Origin of the sequence: Serratia sp. JSRIV001 (assembly GCF_019968745.1) — a bacterium.
Classification (GTDB): Bacteria; Pseudomonadota; Gammaproteobacteria; order Enterobacterales; family Enterobacteriaceae; genus Chania; species Chania fonticola_B.
In genome coordinates this window covers 1018642-1031250 of record NZ_CP074147.1, presented here as the reverse complement: position 1 = coordinate 1031250, position 12609 = coordinate 1018642, and the positions used below count along the sequence as shown (strand labels likewise).

Annotated in this window: 15 protein-coding genes; 3 read left to right on the top strand and 12 right to left on the bottom strand. The window is 49.6% G+C overall.

Features of this window, described 5'->3' with window-relative positions; translation table 11 throughout:
- Positions 1–48: 48 nt before the first annotated feature.
- On the bottom strand, positions 49–597 hold the full coding sequence (gene fimA / locus KGP17_RS04615; protein ID WP_024530428.1) for a type 1 fimbrial major subunit FimA: 549 nt from the start codon (positions 595–597) through the stop codon (positions 49–51).
- A 405-nt stretch (positions 598–1002) separates the two neighbouring features.
- Entirely contained in the window at positions 1003–1674 is a 672-nt protein-coding gene (locus tag KGP17_RS04610; RefSeq protein ID WP_223498928.1) for a tyrosine-type DNA invertase, read from the bottom strand.
- A 90-nt stretch (positions 1675–1764) separates the two neighbouring features.
- On the opposite strand from KGP17_RS04610, the gene KGP17_RS04605 reads away from it, so the two are divergent.
- Complete coding sequence (locus tag KGP17_RS04605; RefSeq protein WP_223498927.1) at positions 1765–2070, top strand: hypothetical protein; 306 nt, start codon at positions 1765–1767, stop codon at positions 2068–2070.
- A 194-nt stretch (positions 2071–2264) separates the two neighbouring features.
- Here the strand turns inward: KGP17_RS04605 and KGP17_RS04600 are convergent, their stop codons facing one another.
- From KGP17_RS04600 to KGP17_RS04560, 9 genes are all read right to left on the bottom strand, one after another.
- The gene (locus KGP17_RS04600) at positions 2265–3062 is read right to left on the bottom strand and encodes a hypothetical protein (RefSeq protein WP_223498926.1); all 798 of its coding nucleotides are present in this window, start codon (positions 3060–3062) and stop codon (positions 2265–2267) included.
- A gap of 68 nt (positions 3063–3130) precedes the next feature.
- Positions 3131–3661, bottom strand: a complete 531-nt coding sequence (locus KGP17_RS04595) for a fimbrial protein (RefSeq protein WP_115160359.1) — start codon at positions 3659–3661, stop codon at positions 3131–3133.
- Positions 3662–3670: 9 nt separating this feature from the next.
- Positions 3671–4153, bottom strand: a complete 483-nt coding sequence (locus KGP17_RS04590; RefSeq protein ID WP_094982078.1) for a fimbrial protein — start codon at positions 4151–4153, stop codon at positions 3671–3673.
- Between the two features lie 14 nt (positions 4154–4167).
- Positions 4168–4602: a fimbrial protein gene (locus tag KGP17_RS04585; protein WP_115160376.1), complete on the bottom strand. Its 435-nt coding sequence runs from the start codon at positions 4600–4602 to the stop codon at positions 4168–4170.
- 74 nt (positions 4603–4676) lie between these two features.
- On the bottom strand, positions 4677–5432 hold the full coding sequence (locus KGP17_RS04580; protein ID WP_223498925.1) for a fimbria/pilus periplasmic chaperone: 756 nt from the start codon (positions 5430–5432) through the stop codon (positions 4677–4679).
- 14 nt (positions 5433–5446) lie between these two features.
- Positions 5447–7981, bottom strand: coding sequence for an outer membrane usher protein (locus tag KGP17_RS04575; protein WP_223498924.1), 2535 nt, complete (start codon positions 7979–7981; stop codon positions 5447–5449).
- A gap of 18 nt (positions 7982–7999) precedes the next feature.
- Positions 8000–8578, bottom strand: coding sequence for a fimbrial protein (locus KGP17_RS04570; RefSeq protein ID WP_223498923.1), 579 nt, complete (start codon positions 8576–8578; stop codon positions 8000–8002).
- A gap of 41 nt (positions 8579–8619) precedes the next feature.
- Positions 8620–9159, bottom strand: coding sequence for a fimbrial protein (locus tag KGP17_RS04565; protein ID WP_059199840.1), 540 nt, complete (start codon positions 9157–9159; stop codon positions 8620–8622).
- Positions 9160–9318: 159 nt separating this feature from the next.
- Complete coding sequence (locus KGP17_RS04560; RefSeq protein WP_172413943.1) at positions 9319–9990, bottom strand: helix-turn-helix transcriptional regulator; 672 nt, start codon at positions 9988–9990, stop codon at positions 9319–9321.
- Between the two features lie 393 nt (positions 9991–10383).
- Here KGP17_RS04560 and KGP17_RS04555 point away from each other — a divergent pair, with 393 nt between their 5' ends.
- Together KGP17_RS04555 and KGP17_RS04550 are read left to right on the top strand one after the other, a co-directional pair.
- A complete protein-coding gene (locus KGP17_RS04555) occupies positions 10384–11181 on the top strand; it encodes a winged helix-turn-helix domain-containing protein (RefSeq protein WP_115160364.1) in 798 nt (265 codons plus the stop codon).
- A complete protein-coding gene (locus KGP17_RS04550; RefSeq protein WP_094982084.1) occupies positions 11174–11650 on the top strand; it encodes a hypothetical protein in 477 nt (158 codons plus the stop codon). Before KGP17_RS04555 ends, KGP17_RS04550 begins: the two co-directional genes overlap by 8 nt.
- A 133-nt stretch (positions 11651–11783) precedes the next feature.
- Here KGP17_RS04550 and KGP17_RS04545 read toward each other — a convergent pair whose 3' ends face one another.
- Entirely contained in the window at positions 11784–12605 is an 822-nt protein-coding gene (locus KGP17_RS04545) for a PapG chaperone-binding domain-containing protein (protein WP_094982085.1), read from the bottom strand.
- Between the last annotated feature and the right edge of the window lie 4 nt (positions 12606–12609).

The following is a 12609-nucleotide window of genomic DNA, read 5'->3' as shown; positions in this document are numbered from 1 at the left end:
TCAGGCCTCCCTGGCCTGTCATCATCATCCTTGATAAGCTAATTCAGCTTACTGATACTGCACCTTGAAGGTCGCATCAGCATTGGCAATACCGGCAGTGGCTACGCCGGTCGCGATATAACGAGCCTGGAATGGAACAATAACGGTGCCATCAGAGAGCGTAGTAGCCGCACTGAAGGTAGCGCCATCAACCGCTAACGCAGTACCGGTGCGGTCAAGGATCTGAACGCCGACGTTGGTTGCGTTACCCGCCGCAGAGCCTTGCAGGGCCAGCGCAGTAGGATAGGTAGCGTTAACCGCTGTGCCGCTGAAAGCAACAGCTGCCTGAGTAGCAACGGTTGAATCACAATCATTCAGTTGGATGTTGAACCCGGTAGCGGAGCTAACATCACCAGCGGTAGCCAGTGAAGTTGTTTTAACCTGCCCCAATTGCACTGTCTGGCCAATAGAACCGGCATCCACGGCACAGGCCGCATTAACAACTTCCCCTTTAAAATGGATAGGGCCACCGTTGACGGTAGTAACCGTTGCCGCATTAGCGACGCCAGCCAGAGAAAGAACTGCGGCAATACCAGCAACCAGTGATTTGATTTTCATACTATTTTCCTTTGAACACATAATGTTTCATAACCATGAAAAAGTGTGGAGGTCGATTCCCCTGGCGGGCAACCGCACAGACTTCATTTCTACTCACGGCCGGACCTCCCTATTCCGTTCAGTTTTCGCCAACAACATGAGACATTTGGGGCTATTTTGTCGCACCCTATAAAAAAACGGTAAACACATTAACATCGAATTAATTGACTGATTTTCATTGCTTAATCATTAAAATAAAAGATTAAATGCTTTGCTATTATTAGGGGGATGTGTTTTTGGATATTTAAGGAATTTGCAACAGCGGGCTGGCGCAGTGGCCAAAATTTAGAGGGTAGAGATAGCGATTTACGGAAGTAAAAATATAACTTTGTTTTTCAGTTAGATAGATCTTGATCAAGGAATTTTCTAATACAGGGCATTGCAAAATCTTATCTTTCGTTTAAGAATTAGGAACAGTTTAGCCCCAATTGTTTCATCTTTCACCTGATTATTTATCAATAAATCCTTTATAACCAATCCGTTACGATCCCACATCCCGACAAAGCGCGCCGCGTTGCTGGCGGTATATCGCACGGTGTGCCTGATGTTACGATGCCCCAGATAATCCTGAATCAAACGGGTATCAGTGCCCCTTTCCGCCAATTCATAGCCGCAGGCATGGCGCAGCATATGGGGATGCGTATGGGTAGCGGTGCCCGCCAGTTCCCCTGCCTGACGGATAATTCGCCAAGCCTGGCCGCGCGATAGCTGAGTACCACGCTGGGAGATAAAAACAATCTGTGGATCCACTGCAGGCTTCCACTGCGCCCTGACCTGGTTCCACTCCATAATCGCCTTGCATTCATCACTCATCAGAGGATGAACGGTAGAGAATCCATTCTTAAGCCGGCGTATATTTATCCGTCCTTCAATCATTTCAAGGTCATGATAACGCAAGTTCAACAACTCGCTGATACGAAACCCATGGCGGAAGGCAAGCAGGATCAGGCAACTGTCCCGTATCCCGGTCTGTTTATTCCGGGCTGCACTCATCAGGTTGTTAACTTCGGTGAGAGTGAGAAATTTACGTTGTGCCACAAAAAACTCCTATTGCAATTAGGCTGGATATTACTCGCTCAAGAATTAATAAAATCTGTCGCTGACAGATTGCTTAAAGCATAGCCTATTGTGATGAAGGATTACCAAATAAAAATAGGTTTACCCACCCGCTGGCTAAAACTAAAAAAACAGCAAGACCATAAAAATTTAATGGGCTATTTCCAACACTTCACAAGCGTAAGATTTATCTCACCAAAAGAGCGTTTTTTAAGCAAGGCCAGGGCTAGCCTGACACCTACAGCTAAAATGAGGTTTTCTCCTAATCACTCTGCTAGACAAAAATCAGCCAAAAAGAATTTTAAATTTTGTAATAAGATGAAAATGCCATCACGCTATTTTGCTAATCAATTGTTCATCCTGTTATTTTTAACCTGACAGAATGTCACATAACTATAGCGGTAATACATTAGCTTATTACGTGTATTCGCTTTATTGATTGGGAAGTTCAGATAAAGGGAAGGCAGTGGAACGGTAATAACAACCCGCACGGTAGACGGTCGTGGAAACTGTCGGAAACGGCTGAGGGCGTCTGCCCGCAAAACGCAGGCTGACGCCCTCAGGATAACACGTTAAAGGATATCCATATTAATCACTGCCGAACCGCGAAAAGCCCCCCCCGCCAGATTACCGTTAACCTTCAATATTGAAGCGATGGGTACGGCTATCGTTTGATTGGCCGCGATCTTTTCCAGAGTGCCAACATTGGCTGGCTGGTCGCGGACAAACAAATCCGCCGCCAGCGAGCCATCCATACGCAGCTTGATACCGGTGGTGGTCGTGTAACCGATCACCGTAACTTTAACCGTAGCACTGGCAGTGCATTTAACGAACAAGTCAGAGCTTTTTTTCAATCCTGGCACGCTAGCAACCTGAATGTCCCCATAACTGATATCTACCGAAGTGCCAATCAGTGAACAGGCGGGGCCTGGCGGTGGCTGAGGCTTCCAGCCATCACCGGTTCCGCTGTTATGTTCAAGAGAAACGTTCATAGTCGGACCATCCGCAGGTCGTTTGCCAACTTCCTGACCCAGCCCGAAGAAATTTACTTCATTGGCTTGCAATGTAAACGTGATAGGGAGGACTTTTGCTAAAACTTCACTACAGTTTCCGCTTGCCACCCCCGACGCGGAGGCAATCATTCGTTGATACATACCCGTGGTGGTACTCAATATCGCGTAAAAGTAAACTGTCTTGCCGGTTTTACACACAGTGGTGTAGCCACCGATACCATCAGGCTGGGCACTAATGGTCTGTTGCTTTGGCCCGGTCCAGCTCACATCGATTCCGGCGGTGTAACCATATAGAGGCATCAGCAGACCAGCAACCAGCACGGTTCTTTTGAGTAGTGCTGTTCCTATTAACTTCATTATCTGTTCCTTATTGCTCTGCGCTGTTACTGATTAGCGCCTTCACAGAGGCCAAGCGGCGTCAGTCCCTAGTCATAGGTCAATGCAAAGGTCATGCTGGCACTGAAAGGACCGCGGTTTATGGTTCGGTTGGTAATCGCGTCTGGCTCGCCTTGCACATAAGCCATCATACGCAGATAGTTGTCCCCTGCCGCTAATGGGTAGCGATGAGTACCTAACTGGTTCAATGGCACAGGATTGCCATTTTCTGTCTCAACGCCAATACCAATGCCCGATGCCTGGCTGGAGGCATCTAGCGCCAGTAATCCCGGCAAGGCAGGATTTTCCACCCCGGTAAAGGTGATCTGTACCGATTTGCTCAACGTCTGATCGCAGTTGCTTAAATGCAGTTTGAACTCCCAACTGCGGGTTCTTTGATTGTGATACAACTGTTTGTCGATCACCGAACCAAAATCCAACGGAATGGTTTCTTCACCCGGAGGGATGATGCAAGGTTCCGCCACCAGCGTGCCGTGTAAGCGCATCTTTGCCGCCTGCACGCCCTGGCTCAGCGCTAGCAGAGCGACGGTGGCGCAGAGATATCTCAGTATTTGCCGCATATCAGCTCCTTATTGGTAATCCGCAAGCAGCGTCGCCGTGACTTCAAATGCCCCTTCTGTCAGCTCGGTGCCCGGTTTTTTAACCGGCACGGCTTCTAACATCGGTGGATTTTTTGGGTCAATAGAGATAGGCGTACCGAGCTCAAAGGGCTCGCCGTTCTGGTAAATTTTGATGCCCAGATTGGCAATGTTGGTCTGTAGCGTTGCTGGCTCAAAGGCGGCACCCGGGCCGATCAACGTCAGCACCATGCTCCATGCAGATCCCGCCGAACAGTCCAGCACGTAATCTACCTGCCTGCGGTGCTTCACCCCATCCACGCTATTGACGCCGATCCGGTCAAAAGGCACGTCGAGGTCTTTGCCATTGTTCACCTGGCAAGGAGGTGGCTCAATCAACGTACCGCTAAAGCCCATATTTTCTGCCGCTTGCAATGGGCTTATGGCCAGCACAGCAAACGATAGCAATAGTGACATCCCTGCAACCGATCTCATTCCTTTCTCCCGTTTCACTGGTAGTCGACCACCATCGTGGCTACCGACGTAAAGTAGCCAGCGGTGAGAGTGCCCCCTGGGCGCTTCACCAAGGTGGCAAACAATGCAGGCTGATTTGGCAGCGTGAAATTCAGCCAGCTATTCACTGGCATTGCCTGGCCGTCATTTGACAAGGCGATCCCCAGATCGCCTTTCGAGGTTTGCAGAGCGCCGGCAAAACCGGCGTCCGTGCCCTGGATCTGCATTTTTAACGCGTTGGTATTGCCTGCCGAGCATTCCAACGTGTAAGGCACCGGCTGACGGTAGTTGATACCATCAACCCGGGTCGTCATCACCTCGTTGGTAAAATCCACCATGATGGTTTGATCCCCGTTAATCACGCAGGGCGGCGGCAGTAAAATGTTGCCCGAGATAGTCAGGTTGGACGTCGCAGCAACGGCTGATGACATGCCCAAAACCAGTATCAAACCTGCAAGTCCCGTCGACGTTTTCCACGGCATAGTTCACCTCTGTTGCGTGTAGGCTATGAGTTACGTTTGCCAGGTTCTGCCTGACAGGTATCACCCGCACAGCGGAAAATCAGTTCTGGGCGGCCGCCGAAGTCATTCACGTAGGTCAGCACCGGCGCGCTACCTAAAGCACTGACGCTGGCGCTTAACGGCGCATTGGATTTAGGGGGAACCATCAACGGAACAAACCCTTTGGCGCTCTGGCCACCTTTAGTGGTGCTAGCCTCAACGATGGTGATGTAATACGGCGTCGGGTTGTTGATCACATAGCGATCGCCCTGGCGCGTCAGCGTCATTTTTTCCTGCCACGGCGTACTCATCTGTTCCTTGGTCGGTTCAATCGCCTGCGGGCGGTAGAACAGTTTAATGCGTGTCTGCAGCGCAATTTGCAGCGTATTCGGCTTGTCGCTGCGCGGTGGAATTTCACGCAGGTTGAAATAGAACAGCGATTCACGATCCTGCGGCAATTGCTGCAAAGCAGGCAGCCCCTGCACTTTCACCTGGCTTTTGGCACCAGACTCAATACGCTGCACCGGAGGCAGAACGATCAGCGGGCTGGTGATCTTGTTGCCCTGCTCATCCTCAATCCACCCCTGAGCCAGATAAGGCAGGTGTTTGTTTTCATTGCTGACGTTCATGCTGACAGACTTACTGGAAGCGTTATAAATCACCCGGGTACGATCCAGGGCAATCGCCGCATTAGCCTGTGAGCTAAGGATGGCCTGCAGCAAGGCGCCAGCAGTTAGTAAATGTGTGGTCGTTAATTTCATCAGTCTTTTTCCGTTCAGCTTCTGTTTTCCGTTGCCGGATTTTCCCCTGCGGCGATTGGCCGGCAAGGCAGCAGTAAATTCTGTGTCCCTTGCGGTGGGATATGCGTTGGCAGTGTTATTTCGCACTGGGTGATACCATTCCAACTGGTAGTCATCTTGGCACCGGGCTGAATACCACTCAGGTAAACGCTGCCGTCATCGTTGATAATGCCAACGTCCCGTTGCTTGCTATTTTGTACCGTAGCCCCGAAAGGCGGTGATGACCCGTCAGCCAGACGAACCACCGCCATCGCTTTTTCACCAGCCACCACTTCAAAACGCCGTAAACCAATCGCCCCTTCGGTCAATGTCGCCTGCTGCACCGAACTGAGCGCCTCGGTCTTATCGTCCAGCGCGTTCAGATCGATGCTGACCTGGTTGCGGTAGTAGCTGTTAAGATCGGACACCACGGCTTTACCAAAGCGGTTGGATAAGGTGGTGGCACCATAACCGCGCACAGGAACGCCTGCGACTCCGTCGGTATCCAATAAAATGCGCGTTCCGCCTGGCATGCCAATCCGATGCATAGCCACGCCCTCCCCGGTCGCCGTCACCCCACCTTGCAGCATCAGGCCCAGAGAGCTGGAACGCCCAGCTTGATAACCCGCGTTGGCACTCACTTGCGCGTCGTTGCCCAAGTGGGTGTAATAACCGCTGGCAACCGCGCCTTGGCGAGCAGCGCCTGCACTAATCTGATAGGAGTCGGCGTCATTCACACGACCGAAATACCCCACCTGGTGAGTATTTTCATTGCGATCCCATGACCCGCTGTAGGTGATGGAACTGGAGTGACCCCAGGGAATGGTGATCGCCAGATACATACCGTCGTCGTTGATGCCGTTAAATTTGTTGCGATAGGCGGTCAACGAAAGGTTAAGATCCTTGAACTTGCCCAGATCGAAGTATCTCGCCAGCGACAGGTTATAATGATCGTTGGCACTGTCGTTCCAATAGGTCTGGTGGCTGTAATTGATAAACGTGCTCAGGCCCAGGTCGACAAACTGCTTATTGAACGTAACGGTGTACATCTCCTTACTGCTCTGGGTGCGGTAACCGGTAGTCCGTGCGTCCAAAAATTCGCTCATGTTCATGAAGTTGCGTTCTGAGAAGCGATAGCCGGCAAACGTCACCTGGCTGTCATAATCGTCAAAACGCTTGGAATAACTGAGGCGATAAGAGTTACCAAACAACGAGCTTTCCTGCGGCAAATTAGCCCGGGATTGGGTGACATCGAACGACAGTGCACCCAGCATCATCAGATCGCGGCCCACCCCCAGCGCCAACGCGTTATAGTCGTCGCTCCCCACGCCGCCACCGTACAGTGACCAGCCGTTGCTAACCCCCCAGGAGAATTCGCCGGTGGAGAACAGTGGCCCGCTGACGTTGTGTTTCCAATCGCTTGGCCGACCTGCCGCGAGTTTATAGCGCAACGAACCTGGACGGGTCAGATAAGGGATGCTGGCGGTGTTCACGGTGAACTCCTGCACGCTGCCATCCTGCTCCTCAACGCGAACCTGCAGTTGGCCGGAAACCGCATCATTCAAATCCTGAATGCGGTACGGGCCTGGCGCGACCTGCGTTTCATACAACACCCGGCCCTGCTGGCTAATGGTCACCTTGGCATTACTTTTGGCGACGCCACTCACTTCCGGGGCGTAACCGCGTAAGTTAGGTGGCAGCATGTTGTCATCGGTGTTAAGCGTAACGCCGGTGAAACGGAAGCTGTCGAAAATATCGGAATTGAGGAAGTTTTCTCCCAGCGTCAGGCGGGCAAGCAGCTTGGGCAAGGCCCGATAAGCGTAATAACGGCTCCAATCCAGGCTATTTTCGCCGTTGCCGCCAGACTGATTTCTCATCTGCAACTGCCAATCCGCGCGCAGACGCCAAGGGCCAAAGTTGGCCCCGGTGGTCCCATTACCACTCAGGCTATAGGCCTGATCCTGGTGCTGCTGGCGCGAGGTCAGGAAATTCAGGTTATAGTCAAACAACGCACCTGTGATGCCATTATCCCAACGGGAAGGCGGATCCCAATCCTCAGAACTGTATTCAAGATAGGCTTGCGGCACGCTGAGCTGCAGGGATGACGTCGCCAAATCGCCCTGTACCGTCAATCCTGAAATGCTTTGCAGATCGAGACATTGCCCGTCGTCTTCCCAGACAATGTCCTTGAGCACGCTGTCTCTCAGGCCAAACAGCTCGATCAGTTCAGGCGTCAGGCAAGGTTCGCTGCTTTTAGGATCTGCTTTAGAGGGCGCGAAGGTGATTGAACGCTCCGCGATTTGCTGCCGGTTGAGAAACACCGCCATGGTGTAAGTCCCTGGCATAATATAGCCGCCACGGGAGAAATGGCTGAGATCGAGATTTTCCCGATCTTTAATATCCAACACATCGGTATTGAACTGAATATCATCTGCGGCATGCGTAAGATAAACCGGGCTTCCCAGCGATAAAACAATACAGACCCACAATCCGCGCAGTCGGAAAGTAGAATTCGCAACAGGTTTGGCCATCGATAAAAATTCCGTTTATCAGTAATAATCCATTTTGAAACGCACGGTGGAGCGGTACTCACCGGCTCGCAGTATCTGGTGATTCGGCAACAGGTTTACGGTGTATTGCAGGAGCTTATCTCCGGAGCTTAACTCTGCCAGGGGCATAGCTACGCCGGGTAATGCGATGTTGCCGGATTGGTCTTTGATCTGTAGCCCAACGCCTTGGGCCTCGCCTTCAATCCCCAGCAAGGCGCCATCCTTCAAACCATCAAAGGTCACGCGGAATGCTTGCCAATCGGGCATCGTGGGATCAAAGCGTGGCAAGGTGCAGTTAATTAAGCGAATAACAAAAGGTTTGGCGATACCTTGCCCATCATGAGCAATCTGTGACGCAGGAACGGTGATCATCTCAATCACTTGCTCACGGCTGCTCATCTCAATGGCGCAGGCAGTTTCAATAATGCTGCCTTCCATGACGACACGGCCCCGTCCCAAAAACGTATCCGCCGTTGCGGTTACGCTAAACAGAGCGCTGAGCAGGCAACTCGCCACGATATATTCCATGTTGTTCACGCTGTTAATTCCCTTCGACACCATGACCTTAAGAATAAACATGCGGGTTTCCCCGCATGTGTGACCGTTAAACCGGTTAAAACTTACTGATAAGCCAGGGTAAAGGTAGTGGTGGTGCTGAAGTCGCCTGGGACGATTTCTGCAGCAGTTTTACCGTCTGCACCCATGTCGCCCTGCAGGTAAGCAGAGAAGTTCAGGATGTTGGTTTGATCCTGGATGCCCTGTGGAGCAGTTGGCTGGCCCAGTTTGATCAGCGTACCGCTACCGTCGGTGATAGCCAGGCTAGCGCCACGAGCAGTACCGGTGATGCCCAGCAGATCGGCGTTACCTGCAGAAGTTGGACCTGTGAAGGTGGTGGTTACCGTTTTAAGGGTAGATGCATCACAGTTTTCCAGGTGGATGTAGAAGTTTTCAGGGGTAGATTTACCGCCGTCTTTCAGTGCCACGTTAGCGATCTGGCCCATAGGGATACGCTGGTTGTCATCGCCTGGGGCGATAGAGCAAGGTGCATCAATGATGGAACCGTAGAATTCGATTGTGCCATGGCCCGCGTCCTGTGCAGCATTGGCAGCAGAAACAAAACCCAAAGCGATTGCGGCAACCATGAATTTGTTCAGTTTCATATTTCTATTCCTTTATTAAATAAATTGATATAAACGACTAATAACCATCCATGTCAAACATGGTCTGGGGACTGCAAAAAACATGAGACGCTCGCCCATTATCCAATAGGGATACGCTTCATTTTTTATACTCCGGGCACTCAAGGTAGGTTATAACGGTCAGCCTTCCACACTGGTACCGTAATAGACCCGCAGGGTCTTATATAAACCTATTTTATTGGTGCAACCAATTTTCTTCATAACGGACACGCGATGACTGCTGACCGTCTTTATATTAATACCTAAAATCGCACCGATCATTTTTGGCGTGTATCCGCGAAAAAGATAATAGCAAATTCGTTTTTCTCTATTGCTTAACGCAGCCAGGGTCCCTTTAGGGATAAACTTGTCGCGTTTTGCCCATGTTGTATTTGGTGAATCGGCAATCTGTTTCAGCAGTGCATGCGAACACTCATTGGCCGCAATAAAAACAACCCGATCTCTATAGCGTTGCTCAATGCTTAGCGACAATATATTCAATAACGCAGTACTGGCAATCACCACCATCAACGTTCGGCTTTTCTTCTCACGTATCATTTCGCTAATCAACAACGCACTACGTGCCGAACCATCCGATATCGAATGTTCAAAGGCAGTATGACCATGCTGTTGCTGCAATTTAAGTAAATTACATCTGATACCTTGTAAAAAGTAGCTATTGTTGCTGGAGATATGGAACGAAATCTCAGTGATATCTTCACTATGATAATCGAAATCATATTCACTCACACCACACCCGTCATCCATAACACTACCAAACTTATCGCCAAATCCATATCGGCTATCGTACATCTGCTTCCCGCCACTATCGCTGAAAAGTTGGATGCATGTTAGCGACCGACGCCAAAATGTCATAATCAATTTATATCAACCTGTGAAATTTCATTTAATTAATATAAAAAATCAATAAAATCATGGTGATGAGAAAAATTTCACTTAAGATCAACCAAGCTTAAGAAGATGCCTAGAGCGGAATATTTGAGCATTAATCGATATTAAACAATTTACTAATCAGAAAAATCTTGCTAAGTTTTATTACGCAAGACCAGTAACGGCCTGTATCCTGGCGGTTCAACGGTGATGCTTTAACAATCAGCAAGAAAAATCTCATTTAATAAAATCGTATACTATCCGTTGTTTTTTGTTTTAATAACGCTCGTGATTTTGGACAAGGAAGTGAAAGGAATGACTAGTAACTGTAGCGGTTATTATTATCTCATCGGTGATAGCGTTGAGTTCTGGCCTGAGGAAAACTTGCTTTACTCTCGTGTCAACGGTGAGAAAATCACGCTATTTATCGCAGCCTCACGCTGCCTTCAGCTATTATTAAGCCAACAAGGTGAACTGGTTCCGCAGCGGGATCTGTTTGAAGCCGGATGGCAAAAAAATGGTTTAGAGGTGTCTAACAATACCTTTTACCAAAACATCCTTATGTTACGTAAAGGATTAAAGCTTGCCGGCTATGAGCAAGCAGTGATAAAAACAGTGCCCCGCCAGGGCCTTACCGTTCCCTCAATGGTTCCGGTAGCAAAAATAATACCGGACACGAGTACAACCTCTGCCGAAGAAATATTTAGTGTAGAGGAAAACCCACTGCCAACACCCAGCAAAGTGGATAAAAAAGCATCCTCTCGGCCTCGCCATCTGTGGGCAATATTGCTTAGTCTCTCTTTTGGTGTCGGTATTGCGCTGTTAGCTGCATGGAATAGCACAGAGAACAAGAATTTCTTCTCTCATTTTAACTTCGTAGGGAATATAGAGCAGTGTTCGGTCTACCTCCACAGCGGCCAGACATCGTTGCAGTCCTACAGGCAATTTATTGCGCAGAACAACTTCACCTGCAAAAAACAGGAGGTTGTCTACTTTACTGCCAACCCATTGGTTCCACGAGCCTCAGTCATTCGCTGCGAATGGCCATTTGCTTCAGGGACCAAGAATCTCTGTATTTCTGAATATTATCTGGAGTGGCAGCATCATGAATAAGCCCCAACTTTTCGGTGTATTTACACTACTCTCTTTGTTGTTCCTGTTGCTCGCGCTGGGAGCATACCGCCTCTATAGCCAATATCAGCAAACACATTTTAACTGCGAAGCCATGCTGCTGGTTCACAAAGATGATGCGGAACTGGCCCTCATGGTTAACTTTATCTTCCAGGGTGATAATGGCATCGCCAGCCTGAAGGGCACCCTTAAGCAGGGCGATAAGACCACCAGCGTCAGCAGAAAAAGCTATTTTGATTTCAATCAGATGAAACAAGTTTATCATCTTAAGTCAATTTCAGCGGTGACCACACCGGCCGACAACAGTGACAGCAAAGATCTCGCCCGTTACCTCCCTCTTTTTTACCTGGAACCGGGGCTGAAGTTCGACTTCACCGCTTACCCTGCTACCAAAGAAGGGTACGTTTTTTCTACCGGGCAGGTACCGTCATTTTACTGTGCACGTAAGTGAAATTTTGACGTTAACGAGTTTCACTTTGTGGAGGATGCTCGTTAACGCTGAGATCGAATGGCTAAAACAGAAAACCGTAGGAAAGTATCTCTTTCCTACGGTGATAATATCGCCGTGGTTTGGTACGGCTTATCTACAGCACATCTACCACAACAACCGCAGACCCGCTGAACGCGCCAGCCTTGACGGTACCCCCAGTGGGGGCGAGAGTCGATGCAATCTGCACATCTGCCGAACCATTAATGGTGATTGGCGGCGGGAATTTTGAGCCGTTGATAGTGATAGTCGATTGTATTCCATTGTAGAAATTGACGGTGTTATCCGATAGAGCTGGGACAGTTATCACAACCTTAGCGGGAGTCGGGCAGGTTATCTTCGCCGTAAGGCTGGCGGTATTCCCATTAAAGTTAGTGCTGTCCACCAGGCCATGGTCGAGCACTGTTGGCCCGGTTATATCGCACCCGGTGGTGAAGGGTTTGAGAACAGTGTTTACGCACGACGTTGTCAGCCTCGCATTAGTGCTGTTAGGACCTTCATAGACAACACAGGTGCGAGTGTTTCCTATGTTCGTATTAACCCTGCTAGCTTTGCCCTTCCAGCTCCCACCTGTTCCGAGCCCGGTTCTCTTCATTAGTTCCGTTTGGAAATCCGACCAATAATAGTAATTCTTTGCATAGGTGGAAGTATAATAACTAAAGGCGCAGTAGGTATCAGTGGCATAGGCATTCCATCCAACATTATTCTTGGTCACACACACGTTAAAGAACGAGGTCGTGCCTGGGCGGATGTTTGTTGTATCGTATTGTTCGACACCGTCGGTATAGGTGAAGAACAGCTCTTGTGTTGCCTGGTCGAATTGCGCACTGGTGATGACGAACGCAGCAAAGCTGGACGGGCTGGCCATCAGGCAGAGTAAAGTAATCAGCGATTGTATTCGTTTCACGATGTTGTACATATTT